The sequence below is a fragment of the Tenacibaculum sp. SSH1-16 genome (assembly GCF_040104435.1).
In the GTDB taxonomy this organism is placed as follows: domain Bacteria; phylum Bacteroidota; class Bacteroidia; order Flavobacteriales; family Flavobacteriaceae; genus Polaribacter; species Polaribacter mesophilus.
This window is the reverse complement of sequence record NZ_JBECOV010000014.1, coordinates 50614-71707: the sequence shown is the minus strand read 5'-3', so window position 1 is coordinate 71707 and position 21094 is coordinate 50614. Positions and strand designations below refer to the sequence as shown.

General features: G+C 29.0%; 20 protein-coding genes. 12 read left to right on the top strand and 8 right to left on the bottom strand.

The features are described from left to right. The first annotated feature begins 127 nt into the window (after nt 1-127). The 4 genes from ABMY20_RS14325 (at nt 128) to ABMY20_RS14310 (ending at nt 6787) form a co-directional block, all read left to right on the top strand. Complete coding sequence (locus ABMY20_RS14325) at nt 128-3421, top strand: DUF4175 family protein (protein ID WP_349265610.1); 3294 nt, start codon at nt 128-130, stop codon at nt 3419-3421. 87 nt (nt 3422-3508) lie between these two features. After that, nucleotides 3509-3925, top strand: a complete 417-nt coding sequence (ybeY, locus tag ABMY20_RS14320; RefSeq protein ID WP_253055574.1) for an rRNA maturation RNase YbeY — start codon at nt 3509-3511, stop codon at nt 3923-3925. Between the two features lie 29 nt (nt 3926-3954). Then, nucleotides 3955-5832: a tRNA uridine-5-carboxymethylaminomethyl(34) synthesis enzyme MnmG gene (mnmG, locus tag ABMY20_RS14315; protein ID WP_349265609.1), complete on the top strand. Its 1878-nt coding sequence runs from the start codon at nt 3955-3957 to the stop codon at nt 5830-5832. 100 nt (nt 5833-5932) lie between these two features. Next, complete coding sequence (locus ABMY20_RS14310) at nt 5933-6787, top strand: class I SAM-dependent methyltransferase (RefSeq protein ID WP_349265615.1); 855 nt, start codon at nt 5933-5935, stop codon at nt 6785-6787. A 143-nt stretch (nt 6788-6930) separates the two neighbouring features. Here the strand turns inward: ABMY20_RS14310 and ABMY20_RS14305 are convergent, their stop codons facing one another. Beyond that, entirely contained in the window at nt 6931-7329 is a 399-nt protein-coding gene (locus ABMY20_RS14305; RefSeq protein WP_047788053.1) for a hypothetical protein, read from the bottom strand. Nucleotides 7330-7460: 131 nt separating this feature from the next. On the opposite strand from ABMY20_RS14305, the gene ABMY20_RS14300 reads away from it, so the two are divergent. Further along, entirely contained in the window at nt 7461-8387 is a 927-nt protein-coding gene (locus tag ABMY20_RS14300) for an SPFH domain-containing protein (protein ID WP_047788054.1), read from the top strand. Between the two features lie 2 nt (nt 8388-8389). Beyond that, nucleotides 8390-8707, top strand: a complete 318-nt coding sequence (locus ABMY20_RS14295) for a heavy metal-binding domain-containing protein (RefSeq protein WP_349265608.1) — start codon at nt 8390-8392, stop codon at nt 8705-8707. A 64-nt stretch (nt 8708-8771) separates the two neighbouring features. On the opposite strand, the gene ABMY20_RS14290 is transcribed toward ABMY20_RS14295, so the two are convergent. The 4 genes from ABMY20_RS14290 to rnr all read right to left on the bottom strand — a co-directional run bounded on the left by ABMY20_RS14290 (nt 8772) and on the right by rnr (nt 12588). Further along, nucleotides 8772-8963: a twin-arginine translocase TatA/TatE family subunit gene (locus ABMY20_RS14290; RefSeq protein ID WP_047788056.1), complete on the bottom strand. Its 192-nt coding sequence runs from the start codon at nt 8961-8963 to the stop codon at nt 8772-8774. Between the two features lie 33 nt (nt 8964-8996). Beyond that, the gene (locus tag ABMY20_RS14285) at nt 8997-9674 is read right to left on the bottom strand and encodes a head GIN domain-containing protein (RefSeq protein ID WP_047788360.1); all 678 of its coding nucleotides are present in this window, start codon (nt 9672-9674) and stop codon (nt 8997-8999) included. 78 nt (nt 9675-9752) lie between these two features. After that, nucleotides 9753-10373, bottom strand: coding sequence for a hypothetical protein (locus ABMY20_RS14280; RefSeq protein ID WP_047788057.1), 621 nt, complete (start codon nt 10371-10373; stop codon nt 9753-9755). Nucleotides 10374-10392: 19 nt separating this feature from the next. Beyond that, nucleotides 10393-12588 (bottom strand): ribonuclease R, encoded by a 2196-nt coding sequence (rnr, locus tag ABMY20_RS14275; RefSeq protein WP_159488703.1) that lies wholly within the window; start codon nt 12586-12588, stop codon nt 10393-10395. Between the two features lie 116 nt (nt 12589-12704). On the opposite strand from rnr, the gene ABMY20_RS14270 reads away from it, so the two are divergent. The 4 genes from ABMY20_RS14270 to ABMY20_RS14255 all read left to right on the top strand — a co-directional run bounded on the left by ABMY20_RS14270 (nt 12705) and on the right by ABMY20_RS14255 (nt 15412). Then, nucleotides 12705-13616 carry a diacylglycerol kinase family protein gene (locus ABMY20_RS14270; protein WP_159488707.1) on the top strand — a complete coding sequence of 304 codons (912 nt, stop codon included), beginning with the start codon at nt 12705-12707 and terminating at the stop codon, nt 13614-13616. A 75-nt stretch (nt 13617-13691) separates the two neighbouring features. Further along, a complete protein-coding gene (locus ABMY20_RS14265; RefSeq protein ID WP_164505163.1) occupies nt 13692-13856 on the top strand; it encodes a hypothetical protein in 165 nt (54 codons plus the stop codon). A gap of 684 nt (nt 13857-14540) precedes the next feature. Next, nucleotides 14541-14972, top strand: a complete 432-nt coding sequence (rpiB, locus tag ABMY20_RS14260) for a ribose 5-phosphate isomerase B (RefSeq protein WP_047788060.1) — start codon at nt 14541-14543, stop codon at nt 14970-14972. Then, nucleotides 14972-15412 (top strand): GNAT family N-acetyltransferase, encoded by a 441-nt coding sequence (locus ABMY20_RS14255; RefSeq protein ID WP_073182359.1) that lies wholly within the window; start codon nt 14972-14974, stop codon nt 15410-15412. Before rpiB ends, ABMY20_RS14255 begins: the two co-directional genes overlap by 1 nt. Here the strand turns inward: ABMY20_RS14255 and ABMY20_RS14250 are convergent. Together ABMY20_RS14250 and ABMY20_RS14245 are read right to left on the bottom strand one after the other, a co-directional pair. Continuing rightward, nucleotides 15409-17634, bottom strand: coding sequence for a T9SS type B sorting domain-containing protein (locus ABMY20_RS14250; RefSeq protein ID WP_349265607.1), 2226 nt, complete (start codon nt 17632-17634; stop codon nt 15409-15411). The two genes, ABMY20_RS14255 and ABMY20_RS14250, sit on opposite strands and share 4 nt — an antisense overlap. Before the next feature lie 30 nt (nt 17635-17664). After that, nucleotides 17665-18240, bottom strand: a complete 576-nt coding sequence (locus ABMY20_RS14245) for a pseudouridine synthase (protein WP_159610599.1) — start codon at nt 18238-18240, stop codon at nt 17665-17667. A gap of 114 nt (nt 18241-18354) precedes the next feature. Here ABMY20_RS14245 and recA point away from each other — a divergent pair, with 114 nt between their 5' ends. Continuing rightward, nucleotides 18355-19362, top strand: coding sequence for a recombinase RecA (recA, locus tag ABMY20_RS14240; protein ID WP_047788064.1), 1008 nt, complete (start codon nt 18355-18357; stop codon nt 19360-19362). Nucleotides 19363-19449: 87 nt separating this feature from the next. On the opposite strand, the gene dut is transcribed toward recA, so the two are convergent. Next, nucleotides 19450-19881 carry a dUTP diphosphatase gene (gene dut / locus ABMY20_RS14235; protein ID WP_239178312.1) on the bottom strand — a complete coding sequence of 144 codons (432 nt, stop codon included), beginning with the start codon at nt 19879-19881 and terminating at the stop codon, nt 19450-19452. A gap of 98 nt (nt 19882-19979) precedes the next feature. On the opposite strand from dut, the gene ABMY20_RS14230 reads away from it, so the two are divergent. Then, a complete protein-coding gene (locus ABMY20_RS14230) occupies nt 19980-20975 on the top strand; it encodes an NAD(P)H-dependent glycerol-3-phosphate dehydrogenase (RefSeq protein WP_073182362.1) in 996 nt (331 codons plus the stop codon). Nucleotides 20976-21094: the final 119 nt, after the last annotated feature.

The window sequence follows — 21094 nt, the reverse complement described above, 5'->3', positions numbered from 1 at the left end:
AAGGTATGGTAAATCCTTATTTTTTCTTCAAATAACATATTTAAAGGGGATTATTAATGAAAAATAGGGGTTTAAATAAATCTTTAACTAAAATTCTCTCTTAAAACACGTATTTTTATACTTAGATATGGAAGATTTTAATAAAATACAGCAAAAGCTAAAGCAGTTTAGTAAGAAATTTTACACAAATGAATTGATAAAAGGAAGCATTTTATTTGTTTCTTTAGGATTAATTTATTTGCTCTTTACTCTGTTTATTGAATACTTTTTGTGGTTAAAACCAACCGCCAGAACTTTTTTATTTTGGTTATTTATTATAGTAGAAGTGTTCTTATTTTTCCGTTTTATTTGTTTTCCTATTTTTAAAATTGCAGGTTTACAAAAAGGAATTTCTTTTGAAGAAGCTTCTAAAATTATCGGAAATCACTTTCCTGAAGTAAAAGATAAATTATTAAATGTTTTACAGCTACAACAAAACAATCAGCAGTCTGATTTATTAGCTGCTAGTATTGAACAAAAATCGAAAGAACTACAACCTGTTTCTTTTAATAAGGCCATTGACTTTAGTAGAAATAGAAAGTATGTAAAATATGTTTTAATTCCTTTCTTAATTTGGGGAATTTCATTACTTACAGGAACCTCAAAAAAGCTCTCACAAAGTTTTAATCGTGTAGTAAATCATTCGGTAGCATATAATCCTCCAGCTCCTTTTTATTTTAATTTAACCGCAAAAGATTTACGTGTTATTAAAGGAAAAGATATAACCGTATACTTACAAACAGAAGGGGAGGTAATACCTCAGGAAACCAAAATTCATTTTAATAATCAACAATACTTTATGGAAAGTGAAGGAAATGGTTTGTTTTCATATACGTTTTCTGAAGTTCAAAATCCTATTTTATTTTATGCAAGTGCCAACGGAATTGAATCTAATGAGTATACTATAACGATTATTAAAACTCCATCGATTCAAAATATTTCATTAAATCTAACCTATCCATCATACATAGGAAAAGCTTCTGAAACAATTAACAACACCGGAAACTTAAATGTTCCACAAGGAACAATTGTAAAATGGGATATTAAAACTTCTGAAACCGATACAGTTACCTTTATAGAAAAAGAAAAAAGAACAATTTTTAAACAAAAAGAAAACAACGAATTTGAGTTTTCTAAACGTGTACTGAACAATACTAATTATAAAATTACAACATCTAACAAAAATCTAACAGATTACGAACAGCTACAGTTTTCTATTAATGTAACTAAAGATGAATATCCAACTATCAATGTAAATTCAAATATTGATAGTATTTCTCGTGGAAATGCCCAGTTTGTGGGTCAAATTGCTGATGATTATGGTTTTAAGAGGTTAGAATTGGTTTATTACGATAAAAAAAATAATCAAAATACTAATAATCAAGTAATTAAAATAAATAAAGAGAACATTCAAACCTTTTATTTTGAATTTCCTGGAAGTTTGGATTTAAAAGAGGGAATAGACTATGAAATGTACTTTCAAGTATACGATAATGATCTTGTAAATGGTAGTAAAAAAGCCATGAGTAGAAAGTTTAGCTACCAACAAAAAACAAAAGAAGAAATAGAGGAAGAGCTATTACAAGAACAAAAAAACTACATAGAAAACATAACTAACTCACTAGATCAACAACAAAAAAATAAGAAAGATTTAGAGAAAATACAGTTTGATTTACAAAACAAAAAGAATATTAACTGGAACGATCAAAAGAAAATTCAGAATTTAATAAAGCGTCAGGAACAATACAAGCAAATGATGCAACGTCAAACACAAAAATTACAAGAGAATTTTTCTGAAAAGAAAGAGGAAAATGAAACTCTTGAGCAGAAAAAAGAAAACCTTAAAAAACGTATTGAAGAACTTAAAAAGTTAGAAAAGCAACAAAAATTATTAGATGAATTACACAAGCTAGCAGATAAACTTAAAAAAGAAGATTTAATTAAAAAGACAAAAGAACTAGCTGAACAAAACAAACAACAAGAACGTAGTTTGGAACGTATTTTAGAAATGACTAAGCGCTTTTATGTAGAACAAAAGATGAATCAATTAGCAAACAAACTAGAAGATTTATCAAAAAAACAAGAAGAGTTAAGTAACAAAGAATCTAGTAAAGAAGAACAGCAACAAATTAATGAAGAGTTTCAAAAGGCAAAGAAAGAGTTAGATGATTTAGAAAAAGATAATCAAGGTTTAAAACAACCCATGGAAATGCCTTCTATGGAAGATTTAGAAAAACAAACTCAAGAAGAGCTTAATAAAGCTGAAGAAAATTTAGATAAAAATAACGCTTCTGAAACAAAGAAAAATCAAAAAAAAGCTGCTAAAAAGATGCAGGAAATGAGTCAGAAGATGCAACAATCAATGCAATCGATGAGTGCAGAAATGGAAGAAGAAAACATGGAAGGTTTACGCCAAATATTAGAAAACCTTATTACTTTTTCATTTGATCAGGAAGCTTTAATGAATGAGTTTTCTTCCTCAAATTCATCACATCCTAACTTTGGTAAAAACCTTCAGAAACAACACCAACTTAAAACCTATTTTGAACATATTGATGATAGCTTATTTGTGCTTTCAATGCGAGTTCCTAGTATATCTTCAAAAATTCAAGATCACTTAGCACAAGCACATTATAACTTAGATCAATCTTTAGAAAATTTTGCAGATAATTATTTTCAAAACGGAATCTCTAATCAACAGTATGTAATGACTTCAGCAAATACATTAGCGGATATGTTGAGTAATACTTTAGATGCTATGCAAAATCCTAAACCTGGAAATGGAAAAGGGAAGGGGAAAGGTAAATCGTTTAGCTTGCCAGACATCATTCAAAAGCAAAGTGAATTAATGGAAAAGATGAAACAAGGCATGCAAAAGAAAAATCAAGGAAACCCAAAGGATGGAAAAGACGGTAAAAATAAAGGTGAAAAAGAAGGGCAAAACGGTGAACAAAGTGATGATTTAGATGGTGAATTATATCAAATTTACAAAGAACAATCACAACTTAGAGAACAGTTAAAAAATGCTATTAACGAAGGAAATGCAGGGAATAAAGAAGCTAAAAAAGCTTTAAAAAAGATGGAGGAGTTAGAAAATCAAATTTTAGAAAAAGGTTTTACACAAGAGAGTATTAATAGAATGCAGCAATTAAACTACGAGCTACTTAAATTAGACAAAGCTACATTCGAACAAAACAGAGATGAACAACGTAAATCAAACACCAATTTACAAGAGTTTAATAACAATACAACTAAGGAATTGAAGTTTAAAAAGTTGTTTTATAACCAAACTGAGATATTAAACAGACAATCACTACCTTTGCGCCAAAATTACAAAAAGAAGGTGCAAGAGTACTTTAGCCTTCCAAAGGATAGAAAATAACGTATTAAAAAGCCTTTAGATTATAAAAAATACTATTGCTTTTTAATTATGTTTTTAAATAATAACAATAGTATTTGATATAAAAAAATGATCGCATTTAATTACGAAACCGAGTTTCAATTAAACAATGAAGAAAATACTTCTAAATGGATACAAGAATGTATCGAAAAAGAAGGATTTGAATTGGGAGAAATCAACTATATTTTTTGTGATGACGCTTATTTACATAAAATAAATATAGAGTTTTTACAACACGATACATTAACTGATATTATTAGTTTTGATTATACGTTAGGTAAGTTAGTTGGAGGTGATATTTTTATTTCAGTAGAAAGAGTAGAAGAGAATGCAAAGGAGTTTAATACTTCTTTTGAAAATGAATTACACCGCGTAATAATTCATGGTATTTTACATTACATGAAATACAAAGATAAGACGGATGAAGAGAAGCAAATTATGCGCTCTAAAGAAAATGAATGTTTAGAAATTTTAGATAAAAAATAAAAGAGTTCCACGTGGAACTGATTATAAAAATGAGTTTATTTAATACAACATACGATGTAATTGTAGTAGGAGGTGGACATGCTGGTAGCGAAGCAGCTGCGGCAAGTGCAAACATGGGAGCACACACTTTGTTAATTACAATGAACTTACAAAACATTGCTCAAATGAGTTGCAATCCTGCTATGGGTGGAATTGCAAAAGGGCAAATAGTTCGTGAAATTGATGCACTTGGTGGTTACAGTGGTATTGTAACTGACAAGACCGCGATTCAATTTAAAATGCTAAATAAATCTAAAGGACCAGCTATGTGGAGCCCTAGAGCTCAATCGGACAGAATGCAATTCGCAGAGTGCTGGAGAACCATGTTAGAGCAAACTGATAATTTGGATTTTTATCAAGATTCTGTTAATGGATTATTATTTGATGGCGATACAATTATTGGTGTTAAAACTGCCTTAGGTTTAGAAATAAAAGCTAAAACAGTAATTGTTACAGCAGGTACTTTTTTAAACGGATTGATTCATATTGGTGAAAAAACGTTTGGTGGTGGTAGAGCAGGAGAAGGAGCTTCAACTGGTATAACTGAAGATTTAGTAGCTAAAGGTTTTGAAGCTGGCAGAATGAAAACAGGAACTCCTCCTCGAGTAGATGGTCGCTCATTAGATTATAGTAAAATGACCGAACAACCTGGTGATGATGCTCCAGAAAAATTCTCTTATTTACCAATTACAAAAACATTAACAAAACAACGTTCTTGTTATCTTACTTACACTAATCCTGAAGTACACGATTTACTTCGTGAGGGTTTTGAACGCTCACCAATGTTTAATGGTAGAATTAAATCTACAGGACCACGTTATTGTCCATCTGTAGAAGACAAAATCAATCGTTTTGCAGAGAAAGAACGTCATCAAATTTTTGTTGAACCAGAAGGGTGGAACACTGTTGAGATTTATGTAAATGGATTCTCAACATCACTTCCTGAAGATATTCAAGACAAAGCCATTCGTTCTATTCCTGGATTTGAAAACGTAAAATTCTTTAGATACGGTTATGCAATTGAGTACGATTATTTTCCACCAACACAATTAAAACACAACTTAGAAACTAAATTAATTGAGAACTTATTTTTTGCTGGTCAAATTAATGGTACAACAGGTTATGAAGAAGCAGCTGCTCAAGGTTTAATGGCAGGTGTAAATGCAGCATTAAAAACTCAAAATAAAGAGCCTTTTATTCTAAAAAGAAGCGAAGCCTATATAGGTGTTTTAATCGATGATTTAATCACAAAAGGGACAGAGGAACCGTATCGTATGTTTACTTCTCGTGCTGAATATAGAACTCTTTTACGACAAGATAATGCAGATTTACGCTTAACAGAAAAATCTTATAAATTAGGATTAGCTTCTCAAGAAAGAATGGATAGAGTAGAAGAGAAGAAAAACAAGACTCAAAACTTAATCGATTATATTAAAGGATTAAGTGTAACAAAAGAGGATATCAACCCTATTCTAGAAGAGAAAAATTTAGCAACTATTAATCAATCTATGAAATTGTATAAAATTGCTGCGAGACCTCAATTAACGTTTTCAGATTTTAGATCGATTGATAAGCTTGAAAATTATATTCAGGAAAACGAAATTGATAATGAAATTATAGAGCAAGTTGAAATCCACTTAAAATACTCTGGTTATATTGAAAAAGAAAAGAATAATGCAGACAAATTAAATAGATTAGAAAACGTGCCTATTCCCGCTACTTTTGATTATAGTAAAGTGAAATCTTTATCATATGAAGCTAGAGAAAAATTATCTAAAATACAACCTACTTCAATATCACAAGCAAGTAGAATAAGTGGAGTATCACCAAGTGATATATCTGTATTACTTGTATATATGGGTAGATAAAAATAAAACGTTCCATGTGGAACGTTTTATTTTTTTATGTATAATTGTTCGATTAAAACTAATGTTCCACAAGGAATACTCAACACAACATATTAATTTGATTACAGAAAAAAAGTTATATAAAGACTTAAAACCTTTTTTAAATTGTATCGATCATACAGTATCTAAAGAAAGTTATGAGGTAATGAAAAATGAAGAATACGATATATTAGTAACTTCACCTGTACCTAATAATTTAGATAAATATTATGCTAGTGAAGATTATATTTCACATACAGATAGTAAAACATCTCTTTTTGATAAAACATATCAGTTTGTAAAAAACTATACTTTAAAAAAGAAACTAAAATTAATTAACTCTTTTAACACAGAAGATAAATTAATTTTAGATGTTGGTGCTGGTACTGGTGATTTTTTAAAAGTATGTGAAAATGGTGGTTGGAAAATTGCTGGTGTTGAACCTTCTGAAAAAGCAAGAAGTTTTGCTAAAAATAAAAACATAAATCTTTTAAAAGATCTTTCAAAAATAGAAGGCAAACAATTTGATGTTATTACTCTTTGGCATGTCTTAGAACATATTCCTAATTTAACAGAATACATACAACAATTAAAATCACTTTTAAAAACAAATGGTGTTTTAATTATTGCTGTTCCTAATCATAAAAGCTTTGATGCAAAACACTACAAAGAATTTTGGGCAGCTTATGATGTTCCAAGACACTTGTGGCATTTTTCAAGAATATCAATATCAAAAATATTTTCATTGGTTGAAATGAAAGTAGAAAAAACACTTCCAATGAAATTTGATTCTTTTTATGTTTCTTTATTATCTGAAAAATATAAAACAAAAAAATCAAGACCAATTCATGCTTTTTTAACTGGGTTGAAATCAAATTTTAAAGCAAATCGTTCTGGTGAGTATTCTTCTTTGATTTACGTCTTAAAAAACAAGTAAAACTTAATTTAACATTGTTTTTAACTACTTTTAAAAATAAAATATACAAATACCTTACTAAAATTTAAAAACCTCTTAAAAAGCACTTTTTAAGAGGTTTTTAAATAATAAAAAATTATATTAAATATAAATATATATAATTTTTATCTATTTAATAAATAAACAGCTAAAATTGCAATTATAAAGTAAACTGCTAATGTCATAGCTCCTGCATAGTCTTTTGCTAATCGCTGACCAACTAATAAAAAGATTAAAGTTACTGCTGATAACTCAGCACCAATTAAAGCTATATTGTGGTTACCTGTTGTTGATAAATGAAAAATTCCAACAAACATTAATGCACCAGCTAATAATTCCATTACTAAAATTATAGCAAGTAAAAGAGGTACCGAATTTTTTAAAGGAGAGTCTTTAAAGTGCCCTCTGATAAAAGATAAATTTCCTTTCCAGTCTGTTACCTTATCTATTCCGGATTGTAAAAAAGTAACGATTAAAAAAAGTAAAAGTAAGATTTCTGTTATGCTTTGTTGTATAAGTTCCATATAATTGATTTTTTACAAATATAAATTTTAAATAAGAATTGTAACAATTCAAATAAAATTCGTCTAATAATTATCTACTATTAAATAGTATCTTTATCAAAAAAATTACTAACATTTAAAAATTAAAAACTATGTCAATTTATATGTATCCGGTTATTGTTATCGGAATTCTAGTATTTTTATCATTATTCTTTATTGTTAAGCAACAAACAGCAGCTATTATTGAGCGTTTTGGTCGCTTTCAAAGCATTCGTCATTCTGGTTTACAATTAAAAATTCCTATTGTGGATAGAATTGCTGGTAAGTTGAGTTTAAAAATTCAACAACTAGATGTAATTGTGGAAACAAAAACCTTAGACGATGTATTTGTTAAGTTAAAAGTTTCTGTACAATACAAAGTAATTCGTGATAAGGTGTACGATGCTTTTTATAAGCTAGATTATCCGCACGATCAAATTACATCTTATGTATTTGATGTAGTACGTGCAGAAGTACCTAAAATGAAATTAGATGATGTATTTGTTAAAAAAGATGATATTGCAATCGCCGTTAAAACTGAATTAAACGATGCCATGGCTGATTATGGTTATGACATTATAAAAACTTTAGTAACTGATATTGATCCGGATGCACAAGTAAAAGCAGCAATGAACCGTATTAATGCTTCTGAACGTGAAAAAATCGCAGCTCAATTTGAAGGAGACGCACAACGTATTTTAATTGTTGAAAAAGCTAAAGCAGAAGCTGAAAGCAAACGTTTGCAAGGACAAGGTATAGCTGATCAACGTAGAGAAATTGCTCGTGGTTTAGAAGAATCTGTTGAAGTTTTAAATAAAGTAGGAATTAACAGTCAAGAAGCATCAGCTTTAATTGTTGTTACACAACACTACGATACTTTACAATCAATTGGTGAAGAAACTAACAGTAACTTAATTTTACTACCAAATTCACCACAAGCAGGTAGTAATATGTTAAATGATATGGTAGCTAGCTTTACAGCAAGTAATCAAATAGGTGAGGCAATGAAGAAAGCACAAGAAAATAAAGACAAAGAATAATTATGATACTATCAACTACACCTTCAATAGAAAATAAACCAGCTAAACAATATCTAGGTATTGTTACTGGTGAAACAATTATAGGTGCAAACATTTTTAAGGACTTCTTTGCCGGTATTAGAGATATAGTAGGAGGTAGGTCTGGTTCTTATGAAAAAGTTCTAAGAGAAGCTAAAGAAATAGCTTTGAAAGAGATGGAAGAGAGAGCTCTAAGATTGGGAGCTGATGCAGTTATAGGAATCGACTTAGATTATGAAACCGTTGGCGCCAATGGAGGCATGTTAATGGTTACTGCTTCTGGAACAGCGGTAAAACTTTAATTAAATAAAAAACCGAAACATTAAATGTTTCGGTTTTCTTTTTATTGTTAATAAGATAATGATCTTATTTCTTTTCTTCTACTTTATCAGTATTCTCTTCATCTTTAGTGGCATCTTTGAATTCTTTAATACCAGTACCTAAACCTCTCATTAATTCAGGAATTTTTTTTCCTCCGAATAATAATAATACTAATGCAACGACTATAGCTATTTGCCATGGTCCAATAATTCCTAAAAATATAGTAAGTAAATTCATTTTTATTAAATTTTGCGCTACAAAGATACAAAATTAACTTCGGTGTTCTATTACTCCGCCAATTACTTTTTTGTCTCTAAATACTTCTGGTTTTCCTTTATAAAAAATAGAGCCTCCAAACGATACTTTAGCATCTAAGGTTTCTCCAGCTTGTACTTCAACCTTAGAACCAGATCCTGCTTTTACAGCTGTCATTTCTTCTACCGATAATTTGTAACCGTGATACATTCCTCCTAGATCAGCATTTACATTTTGATTCTTTGTTGCTCCAGAAAGCCTAATAACCGCTCCTGAAGAACTTTTTACATTCAAATGCTTAACATTGACCACAAGGTTGATAAAAGCTCCTTCTTGAGCTCTAATTTCGACTTTTTGTTGGTTAATGTCTTTACCTGTAATCGTTGCTCCTTCATTTGCATCAATAATTGATAAAGTTTTATTGTAATATAACGTTGCTTTAACTTTACCATCGGCAGTAGTTTCTGGGAACCTTAATAATACTTTTAAGGTCGTTCCATCCAACTTAATTTTAACTTTGTCTGTTTTTTCGCCAGTAACTATTATTTTAGATTCATCAGATTTTACTAGTTTTAAATCTATGCCATTGTACACTTTTACTATTGAAAAGTCTCCTAAATTCTTAGTTATGGTTGTTTGAGCTGATGCTAAAACGGTCATCAAGAACAAACTTAATATTGCTAACTTCTTCATAATAAATTCCATTAGTTAATTGAGTATAACCAATAATTATACCAATACTATAAAGGTAAATACTTAAAAATATTGTTTTTAACTGAATATTAATTCTGTATTATTCTTAAATTTTATAATTTCTCCTACTTTAGGTTTCTTAATTGTATTAACAAGGCCTACTATAAAAATAAGTATAAAAATTCCTCCAATTATTAATACTCCAGTTGGTCCCAAAAAGTCTGCTACTCCTACAAATATTTTTTTTATTAAACCTCTTCTGCCACTTGTGTTTAATGTTTCACCATTTTGTAAACTTAGAGCAGTGTTATGTAGGATCCAGGTAACAACTCCAAATAATAATAAACCAAATATATAAGATTTAATTTGTTTGAAAAGTGAATAATTTTTTACTGCTATACCTTTTAAATTATTTAATAAATATGTTTTAATTTCAGAATAAGTAGCTGAATTAATTATTATTTCAATTTCATTTTCCTTATCATCCTTTAAACTAATTGTTATAATCTGATCTGTATCATTTAATAAAATTTCTTTTATTTCTTCAAATCTTATAATAGTAGTATTTGTTAACTTCTGTTCTGAAATTAGATTACTAACATCAACTTCAACAGGTTGTTCTGTTATCCACAGGGATTTCTTATTAGCAATTAGATAAATATTATTTTTTTCTTCTTCAGTAGTAATCCAAATTTTCATAGTTTTTTATATATAATTTTTAATGTGATATTAAGTTAAAATCTAAATGTTTACGTTCTAAATCGGTATGTTTTACTTTTACAACAACTTCATCCCCTAATTGAATAATGTTTTTAGTTGACTGTCCAACCACAGCATATTGTTTTTCGTCAAAGATATAATAATCATCCTTAATGTCTTTAATACGTACCATACCTTCGCATTTATTGGATTTTATTTCAACATAAATTCCCCATTCTGTAACACCTGAAATTACTCCCTCAAATTCTTGATCTTTATGATCTTGCATGTATTTAACCTGCATATATTTAATGGAATCTCTTTCAGCTTTTGAAGCTAATTCTTCCATTTTAGAAGAATGTTTACACTTTTCTTCATAAATTTCGGCTTTTGGTGAGTTTCCGCCATCTAAATAGTGTTGTAATAAACGATGTGTCATCACATCAGGATAACGACGTATTGGTGAAGTAAAGTGGCTGTAATAATCAAAAGCTAAACCATAGTGACCTATATTTTGTGTAGTATATTCAGCTTTACTCATTGAACGAATAGCTAAGGTTTCTACCATGTTGGCTTCTCCCTTACCATGAACGTCTGATAATAATTTATTTAAACTATCCGATGTTTTTTGGCGTGTTTCTGTATTGATTTTATATCCAAATTTACTAACAATATTTTGTAACGATGCTAGTTTTTCTACATCTGGTTCATCGTGTACACGATAAACAAAAGTTTTCTTACTTGGTCTCCCTGCAGAAAGCCCTATAAATTCAGCTACTTTTTTGTTTGCTAATAACATAAATTCTTCAATCAGTTTATTAGCGTCTTTAGCTTCTTTAAAGAAAACTCCTGTAGGGTTAGCATTTTCATCTAAATGAAATTTAACTTCAACTCTATCAAAAGAAATAGCTCCTGATTTCATACGCTTTTTACGCATTTTTTTAGCTAGTTCATCAAGTTTTAATGTAGCTTCAACAATAGTTTCATCAACTTCATATACTTCTCCAGTTAAAGAAACATCAGCAGGAATTATATTATTTTTATTCTCAATGATTGCTTGTGCTTCTTCATAAGCAAAGCGTTTATCAGAATAAGTAACAGTTCTTCCAAACCATTGGTTAATAACATGTGCTTTCTCGTTTATTTCAAATACTGCTGAAAAAGTTAATTTTTCTTCATTTGGTCGTAAAGAACAAACTCCGTTACTTAACATTTCAGGTAGCATTGGTACCACTCTATCAACTAAATATACTGATGTAGCACGATCATAAGCTTCATCATCTAAAACAGTTTTTGGTTGTAAATAATGAGAAACATCAGCAATATGAATACCTATTTCATAATTACCATTTTCAAGTTTTGTAAATGATAAAGCATCGTCAAAATCTTTAGCATCTTTAGGATCTATGGTAAATGTTAAATCTCCTCGCATATCTCTACGCTTAGCTATTTCCTCCTTAGTAATTTCAATAGGTAATTCAGATGCTTCTTTCTCTACTTCAGTAGGAAATTCATAAGGTAAACCATATTCTAATAAAATAGAATGGATTTCTGTATCGTGATCTCCTGGTCTTCCTAAAACTTGAGTAATTTTTCCAAACGGATTTTTAGAATTCTCTGGCCAATCAGTCATTGTAGCAACAACCTTATCACCATCTTTTGCGCCATTAAGTTTACTTTGAGAAATAAAAATGTCTGCATACATTTTAGTGCTATCTGGTATAACAAATCCGAAATTTTTATTCATTTGTAATACACCAACAAATTCAGTTTTTGCTCTCTCAATAATTTCTACAACATCGGCTTCAAGTTTATTACTTCTACGCTTTTTATACACATAGGCTTTTACAGTATCATTATGTAAACCTTTACCTAAGTTTACTGAAGGCACAAAAATATCGTGTTCAAAATCATCACAAATAAAATAAGCATTGCCATTAGAGGTAGCATCTAAAGTACCAACATGGTATTTACGGTCTTCATTTATTTGATATTTACCTCTATCAACTTCTTTAATTTTCTTATTAGCTGTTAATTCTGCTAATTTTTTTATAATCTGATTTTTACCATCAGTATCAGAAACTTTCAATTTAGAAGCAATCTGTTTGTAATTGTAATATTTATTACTGTCTTCGTTAAGTATTTTGAAAATGTTACGGGTAAGATCTTTGATAACTTTACCCTTTTTTTTGTAGATTTTTTTCTTTCTAGTCATTAATCTTTCGTCTTATTTAATTTTCAACCAAAGTACGAATAAAATTAATGCTAGTAATTTAAATAACTGTTATAAATTGATTTCGTACTTTTCCAATCTTTATTTAAAGTGATGGTATGAATAATTCTTGGTTTGTTATTGTTAATCCTGTAGCTGGTAATGGTAAGTTCAATAAATATTGGTCAGATATTCAACAGGAATTAAAATTTAATAATATAACCTATGAATATGCAAAAACTGAATATTCAAATCATGAAAAATTAATTGTTCAACAAGCTATTAACAAAGGTTATAAGAAAATAATTTCTGTTGGGGGTGATGGTACTTTACATCATGTTATTAACGGAATTATGACTCAAAATACTATAAAACCTGAAGAAATAACTATTTCTGTTATTCCATTAGGTACTGGTAATGACTGGATTAAAACATACAATATACCTAAGAATATAAAAGCTACCGTTAGTTTTATAAAACACGGAAAAACTATTTTTCAAGACATCGGTTACTTAGAATTACCTGATACTTCTTCCTATTTTAATAATGTAGCTGGTATTGGTTATGACGGATATGTTGTTAATAAGTTGAATAAATTAAAGAGATTTGGATCTATAGCCTACTTATTGAGTGGGATAGCGGGTTTATTACTCTACAAAAAAACTACTTTTAACATAACTATTAACAATAAATCTGTTGAAACAAAGTGTTTAATGACTTTGTTTGGTATTTGTAAATATTCAGCAGGAGGTATGCAATTAACTGATTATAAGGATTCTAATAATGGTTTATTTGATATAACAATAGCTAAAAATCTGTCCTTTTGGGACTTACTATTTTCAATTAAAAAATTATACAACGGAAAAATTCTTCAGCATAAAAAAGTAGAAACGCATTTGGCTAACTCATTGTTAATAACTCCTAAAAACAATGATGAACTTCCTTATATTCAAGCAGATGGTGAGTTAATAGGTAGAGGACAAGTTAAAGTTAGTATTCTAAAAAGTGCTATTCAAATAGTTATTCCTTAAAAAGTTAAAAAAAACTTAATAAAATTGTAACGTTTCTTAAATTCATACGTCTTTATAGTAAGAAAGTCGTTATAAATGAAAAACTTACGCAAAATAATAGCACTGTTTATTTTCATATTCATTACAGGAATTATCGTAACAGTAGTGAGTATAAATACAACTTTAAATAAAAAAACTCCTTCAGAAGTAGTAACTAAAGATACTATTTACCTTATCAAAGCTTCTAAGAAAGCCGTATAAGCCTTTTTCACTCACTTATTATCACTTTTCAACAAACGTAGTATTTACGCCTTATTTTTTGCAATTTGCCCTAAAAGAAGACAAAAAGGTTACACTAGTTTTTTTAAATCAGTAAATGATTAGTAGAAGAATTTGTAAAACTCAAACTTCAAAAAAACTGTTATTAACATATTATATTATTAATAAAAGAGATTTTAAAAATTTAAAAAAAGAAATGATTGTTATTATAGTGTGTTAATATGTAGCATAAAAAGTGGATTTTATTTTTGGTTAAGTGACTTATTAAAATAAATAAACAAGTTATTAGTTAAATAAAACTTTAAAAATCAACTATAAAATAGAGTTATTAACAAAAGTTATAAACAGCAATTCACTGAAAATTTTGAATAGTTAATTTTCTTTTCAATGTAAAAAAAGGGTTAATTTAATGTTGATAAATGTTCATTAAAATCTCAAAAAAAAAGTTGCATAATTAATTCTTGTTCTTGTATTGTAAAAAATATCTAGAAAATCAAATTTTCTTTTCAGAATATACTATTACTTCTTAATAATTTGATAATATAGCTTAACTTCTTAATTTTAAATAGGTTATTAAGAATGCTAAAAAAAGCATTGTTAATTACTGTTGATAACCGTGAATAACTGTATTTTTGTAATTCACAACTGAATTAAAATCAACAAATTATGACAATCGCTGTAGGAAACGATCACGCAGGCACCGAATACAAATTTGAAATAGTTAAGCTTTTAGAAGAATTAGGACATAAAGTAATCAACTTTGGTACGAATGAAACCGATAGTATGGATTACCCAGATACAATTCATCCAGCTGCTGAAGCTGTGGAGACAGGACAAGCAGAAATGGGAATTATTTTATGTGGAAGTGGTAATGGAGCGCAAATGACTGCTAATAAGCACCAAGGAATTCGTGCTGCTTTATGTTGGAATAACGAATTGGTTGAATTAACACGTCAGCACAATGATGCTAACATTTTAACAATTCCAGCTCGTTTTGTATCGTTACAACAAGCTTTAGGTTTTGTAAAGATTTTTTTATCTACCGAATTTGAAGGAGGTCGTCACGCGAATAGAGTAAATAAAATAGCTTGCTGTTAATGAATTTTATAGTAAAAAGATTTCAAGAATTAACAACTTCAGAACTGTATGAGCTTTTGCAATTACGTTCTGAAGTTTTTGTTGTTGAGCAAGATTGTGTGTATCAAGATATTGATGGTAAAGATCAAAAGGCTTTACACGTTATAGGAGTTAAAGAAGGTAAAATAGTAGCTTATACACGATTATTTAATAGTGGTGAATATTTTGATACACCAAGTATTGGTAGGGTAGTAGTTAAAGAAACGGAACGTAAATATGGTTACGGACACGATTTGATTAAAGCATCCATAAAAGCTATTGTTGATAACTACAATGAAACTACCATAACGATTTCTGCACAAACCTATTTGCAAAAATTCTACGAATCCCACGGATTTAAACAAATAGGTGAAGGTTATTTAGAAGATGGTATTCCGCATATAAGAATGGTTAGAAATTAGTTTCTAATTAAAGCAAAAGCACCATTTTTAGCCTCTCCGTTTGTAAAAATTATTTGATACCAGTATGTAATACTTGGAAGTGGTTTTCCATTGTATAAACCATTCCAACCAATAGTGTTTGGTTTAATTTTACCTACTATCTTTCCAAATCTATCAGTAATATAAATTTCTTTAATAAGATTGTTATTAGCGTTTACAATCCAAGTATCATTGTTACCATCGTTATTTGGAGTAAAAAAGTTTGGAATGGTAACATCTCTTTCTTCCTCTATAAGAATGGTAAAACTACTTTCATTATTACAACTAGTATTTATAGGGTTTACATTATAAATAAAAATTGTTTGAGAATCAGTAATAATATCTCCAGAATTTAATTGATTTCCATTTCCTCCAGATTCAGTATAATAATTTCCATTTATTAGATTAGGTAAAGTAAATTCATTAATAGCAAAAACATCATTTAAAATATCAACATCAGGTGAATTGTTTATAGTAACCATAAATGAAGATTCAATTGAACAAGAAGGATTACTTGAATCTTCGTTATAAATAAAAATTGTTTGAGATTTATTTATAATATCTCCAGGGTTCAATCGATTTCCATTTCCATTAGATTCAGTATAGTATTTTCCATCAGATAAACTAGGTAAAGAGTAATTATCACAGGTGATAACATCATTTAAAGTATCAACAGTTATGTTACAAGTAGTCTGTTTACATTCTGATTCATCATTAATAAAAGTAGATGTAGCATCAATAGAAATCCAATTTACTTCACTAAAATTTTTATCATCAACAAGAATACAATCCAAATTATTATTTGTTGTATTAAAACTGTTTCCTGGTATATTTTGATTAGCACCATTTCTTAAATCTAAAAAAGTTAGTTTATTGTTAGATACAACGAAGTAATTTATTTTTGGATTATTAGATAAATCCAATGACTCTAAATTTCCATCAGGAGCATAAAATTCTTCTAAAATAATATTATTTGATACATCTATACTAGTAAATAAATTACCTCCACAACTTAATCTTTTTAAATCTTTATTTAATGATAAATTTAATTGATTTAGTAGATTATGTTCACACCATAAAAGATATAGCTCTAAGTTCCTAAATATGTCTAAATCCTTTATTTTATTTAGAGAACACACCAACCTTTCTAACTTGATATTATTACTAACATTTATTTCATCAAGAAAGTTATCACTACAAAATAAATCTACTAATTTTAAATTATTACTAACATTTAGTGTTGTAATATTATTCTCTGATATATTTAAATGTGTTAAATTTTTAAGGTTATCGAGATTTATAGAGGTAATAGAATTAGTATAACATATAAGTTTTGTTAAATTCTTAAAATCTTGTATACCTGTTAAGTCAGCAATATTTTTTTCTTGAATTTCTAATTCTAGTATGTTTTCAATATTACTAGTTAACACATAGTCATCTAAAGGGCCAGAATCATATCCAAGGTTTATTAACTCTTGTTCAAAATTATCATCGGGTACATAGGTTAATAGAGGAGTAGCACAATTAGTACTAAACACAGAGTTGTCATCAATATCTATCCAGTTAGTTTTACTATAATTTTCATTATCTACCTGAAAACAGGTTAAATTAGGATTATCAATGCAATAAAATTGAGTAATAGATGAATTATTACCATTTTTAAAATTTACTTTTTCTAAAATTCCGTGACTTAAATTAAGTTGTTCAATTTTAATATTTTTTGATAAATCTAATTCTGTAATACTAGAATTACCTATAGTTAAATCTTTAATGTTAATATTATTTGATAAATCAATTGAACTTATACTAGTGTTAATACAGTGAAAATTTTCTAGTTTACTATTATTTGAAATATTCAAATTTTGAAGCATTGAATCACTATAAATATATAAATCTATCAAATTAGTATTACTAGAAAGATCAATAGTTACAACCTCATTTAATTCAATTGTTAATTTTTCTAAAGCAATAAAGTCTTCTATACCTTGTAAGGATTTGATTCCGTTTATATAATCAGCACTTCCTGATATTGATAGGTCGTTTACAGTGCTGATATTATTAGTAGGAACATAATCATCTAAAGGACCAGAATCATACCCTAAATCAATTAAATATTGTTCAAAACCATCATCGGGAACATAAGCATTTTGTGAGTAAGAAAATAAAGTAAAAAAGAAAAGTAAAAGAGTTATATATTTTTTCATAGCTTTTTATAAAGCTGTAAAAGTAACAAACTAAATCAATTCTTCAACTTCTTTAACTTCACCAACTTGCATGTTACCTAGTAAAATGTTACCTACACGAACGCGTACTAAACGGAGTGTAGGAAAACCAACAGCTGAGGTCATTTTACGTACTTGTCTAAATTTTCCTTCGGTTAATGTAACTGATATCCAAGGAGTAGGACCGTGACGAGCATCTCTAATTTTTTTAGAACGCTCTGGTAAATCTGGTGTATCAATTGACTTAACTTTGCAAGCTTTAGTTATATATTTCTTTCCGTCAAAACCAATTTCAATCCCATTTTTTAATTGATCAATAGCTTCTGAAGTAATTGCTCCGTCTAACTGGACATAATATTCTTTTTCAACTCCACCTCTGGTAGTGATAAAGTCGCTTACTTTTCCGTCGGTTGTTAACAACAATAAACCTTCCGATTTTGCATCCAATCTACCAACAGCCATTGTTTTTTCAGGAAAATTGTATAATTCACCTAATAATTTGTGTTTACCTCCTTTTTTTTGATTTGTAATAAATTGTGATAAAAAACCATAAGGTTTGTAAATCATGAAGTGACGATGGTTTGACATCTTTTCTTTTTTAAGAAGTACAATATTACAAAATGTAACATAAAAAGATAGGATACTAAAGCTAGTTTTTCATAACTTAGCCGTTCTTATTACTTAAAATAATTAGTACGATTTATGGCAGCAGATAAAGAAAAAGAAGCGAAATTAAAAGCGCTTCAACTTACACTAGATAAGTTAGATAAAACTTACGGTAAAGGAACCGTAATGAAGTTAGGAGATAGCCAAGTAGAAGATGTAGATGCAATATCGTCAGGTTCTTTAGGATTAGATTTAGCCTTAGGAGTAGGAGGGTATCCTCGTGGAAGAATTATAGAAATTTACGGACCAGAATCATCAGGTAAAACAACTTTAACAATACATGCAATTGCAGAAGCTCAAAAAGCAGGAGGTATTGCTGCTTTTATTGATGCGGAACATGCTTTTGATCGTTTTTATGCTGAAAGTTTAGGTGTAGATGTTGATAATTTAATTATTTCCCAACCAGATCATGGAGAACAAGCATTAGAAATTGCTGATAATTTAATTCGTTCGGGAGCTATTGACATTGTAGTGATTGACTCGGTTGCAGCATTAACACCAAAATCTGAAATTGAAGGTGAAATGGGTGATTCTAAAATGGGATTACATGCACGTTTAATGTCACAAGCTCTACGTAAATTAACAGGTACTATTAGTAAAACAAACTGTACAGTTATATTTATTAACCAATTACGTGAAAAAATTGGGGTTATGTTTGGTAACCCAGAAACTACAACAGGTGGTAACGCTTTAAAGTTTTATGCATCTGTTCGTTTAGATATTCGTCGTAGAACACAAATTAAAGATGGCGATAAAGTAATTGGTAACAGTACTAAAGTTAAGATTGTAAAGAATAAAGTTGCTCCGCCATTTCAACAAGCAGAATTTGATATTATGTATGGTGCAGGAATATCAAAAGTTGGTGAAGTTTTGGATATTGGAGTAGAATACGGAATTATAAAGAAAAGTGGTTCATGGTTTAGTTATGGAGACACTAAATTAGGTCAGGGTAGAGATGCTGTAAAAGGTGTTATTAAAGACAACCCTGAATTAATGGAAGAGTTAGAAAATAAAATAAAAGATGCTATTGAAAATCAAGATTAAGTTTTAAATTTAAAAGTTCTAACTATTACTAAAAAGCTGTTGAAAACTTCAACAGCTTTTTTTCTTTAGAAAGAATAAGATATGTGTTTAAATTCCAGTACTACCAAAACCACCAGCACCACGTTCAGTTTCGTTTAAAACTTCTACTTCTTGCCAGTTTACACGTTCGTGTTTTGTAATAACTAATTGCGCAATTCGCTCACCATCGTTAATTGTAAAATCTTCGTTAGATAAATTTACTAAAATCACCCCAATTTCTCCACGATAATCAGCATCAACTGTACCAGGAGAATTTAATACGGTAATCCCTTTTTTGGCTGCGAGTCCACTACGTGGACGAACTTGAGCTTCATACCCAACAGGAAGCGCAATAAATAAACCTGTTTTAATAATAGCTCTCTCTAAAGGTTTTAAAATAATAGCAGCATCTATATTTGCACGTAAATCCATTCCTGCAGATCCCTCGGTTTCATAAGCTGGTGTTTGATGTTTGGATTTGTTTATGATTTGTACGTTCATATGTTTCATATAGTTTTTAAAATTCAAATATAATAAGCTTTAAGTTTAGAGAGTCGATTATAGATTTCTTAATTTTGTAATACAAACAAATACTACTTATGAACAATCAAACTAAAATAGCCGTTTTAGGAGGTGGAAGTTGGGCAACAGCTATTGTTAAAATGTTATCTGAAAACTTAGAAACTATTGGTTGGTATATGCGCAGCATATATGCTATTGAACATATTAAACGTAACAAACATAATCCTAGTTATTTAAGTTCTGCAGAGTTACATCCTGAACAGTTAGATTTGTCTGAAAATATAAATTACATTGTAGAAAATTATGACGTGTTAATTTTTGCCGTTCCTTCTGCTTTTTTAAACGGAGAATTAGAAAAACTTACTGCTTCTTTAGAGAATAAAGTTATTTTTTCAGCCATTAAAGGAATTGTACCAGAATCAGGATTAATTGTTGGTGAACATTTTCATGAAAAATACAATATACCATATGAAAATATAGGGGTAATATCTGGACCATGTCATGCAGAAGAAGTAGCCATGGAACGCTTATCGTATTTAACACTTGCTTGTCAAGATGAAGAAAAAGCAAAAAAACTTAGTGAAGCTATTGCAGGACGCTATATTAAAACTAAAATATCTGATGATATTATTGGTACTGAATATGCAGCGATGTTAAAAAATATTTATGCTATAGCAGCAGGAATTGCTCATGGTTTAGGCTATGGAGACAATTTTCAAGCGGTATTAATGAGTAATGGTATTAGAGAAATGAAACGCTTTATTAAAAAGATTCATAAAATGAAGCGCAATATTAACAATTCAGCATACCTAGGTGATTTATTAGTTACTGGATATTCTACATTTAGTAGAAATAGAATGTTTGGAAATATGATAGGAAAAGGCTACACTGTAAAATCTGCAATGTTAGAAATGAGTATGGTTGCTGAAGGATACTATGCTACAAAAAGTGCCTATAAAATTAATCAAAAAAACAAAGCTAAAACTCCAATAATCGACGCTGTTTATAACGTTTTATACGACAAGAAAGAAGCGAAAGATGAGTTTTTAAAGTTAACAAATAGATTAGATTAGTTGTTTGCATTTGTACAAATAATCCTTCTTAATAAAAATTAAGAAGCCCCATCAATCGCTCCTATATTTAGTTGTGTATAGGTCTTGTATACAAGATACAATAGTAACAAATTTAGATT

Excerpts from the sequence above, each read along its gene's own strand:
- mnmG (WP_349265609.1), top strand. The coding sequence starts at position 3,955 with ATGAGTTTATTTAATACAACATACGATGTAATTGTAGTAGGAGGTGGA.
- ABMY20_RS14245 (WP_159610599.1), bottom strand. The coding sequence starts at position 18,240 with ATGTCAAACCATCGTCACTTCATGATTTACAAACCTTATGGTTTTTTA.
- ABMY20_RS14250 (WP_349265607.1), bottom strand. The coding sequence starts at position 17,634 with ATGAAAAAATATATAACTCTTTTACTTTTCTTTTTTACTTTATTTTCT.
- ABMY20_RS14295 (WP_349265608.1), top strand. The coding sequence starts at position 8,390 with ATGATACTATCAACTACACCTTCAATAGAAAATAAACCAGCTAAACAA.
- rnr (WP_159488703.1), bottom strand. The coding sequence starts at position 12,588 with ATGACTAGAAAGAAAAAAATCTACAAAAAAAAGGGTAAAGTTATCAAA.
- dut (WP_239178312.1), bottom strand. The coding sequence starts at position 19,881 with ATGAACGTACAAATCATAAACAAATCCAAACATCAAACACCAGCTTAT.
- recA (WP_047788064.1), top strand. The coding sequence starts at position 18,355 with ATGGCAGCAGATAAAGAAAAAGAAGCGAAATTAAAAGCGCTTCAACTT.
- ABMY20_RS14265 (WP_164505163.1), top strand. The coding sequence starts at position 13,692 with ATGAAAAACTTACGCAAAATAATAGCACTGTTTATTTTCATATTCATT.
- ABMY20_RS14290 (WP_047788056.1), bottom strand. The coding sequence starts at position 8,963 with ATGAATTTACTTACTATATTTTTAGGAATTATTGGACCATGGCAAATA.
- ABMY20_RS14300 (WP_047788054.1), top strand. The coding sequence starts at position 7,461 with ATGTCAATTTATATGTATCCGGTTATTGTTATCGGAATTCTAGTATTT.
- ABMY20_RS14305 (WP_047788053.1), bottom strand. The coding sequence starts at position 7,329 with ATGGAACTTATACAACAAAGCATAACAGAAATCTTACTTTTACTTTTT.
- ABMY20_RS14325 (WP_349265610.1), top strand. The coding sequence starts at position 128 with ATGGAAGATTTTAATAAAATACAGCAAAAGCTAAAGCAGTTTAGTAAG.
- ABMY20_RS14280 (WP_047788057.1), bottom strand. The coding sequence starts at position 10,373 with ATGAAAATTTGGATTACTACTGAAGAAGAAAAAAATAATATTTATCTA.
- ABMY20_RS14230 (WP_073182362.1), top strand. The coding sequence starts at position 19,980 with ATGAACAATCAAACTAAAATAGCCGTTTTAGGAGGTGGAAGTTGGGCA.
- ABMY20_RS14255 (WP_073182359.1), top strand. The coding sequence starts at position 14,972 with ATGAATTTTATAGTAAAAAGATTTCAAGAATTAACAACTTCAGAACTG.
- ABMY20_RS14270 (WP_159488707.1), top strand. The coding sequence starts at position 12,705 with ATGAATAATTCTTGGTTTGTTATTGTTAATCCTGTAGCTGGTAATGGT.
- ybeY (WP_253055574.1), top strand. The coding sequence starts at position 3,509 with ATGATCGCATTTAATTACGAAACCGAGTTTCAATTAAACAATGAAGAA.
- ABMY20_RS14285 (WP_047788360.1), bottom strand. The coding sequence starts at position 9,674 with ATGAAGAAGTTAGCAATATTAAGTTTGTTCTTGATGACCGTTTTAGCA.
- rpiB (WP_047788060.1), top strand. The coding sequence starts at position 14,541 with ATGACAATCGCTGTAGGAAACGATCACGCAGGCACCGAATACAAATTT.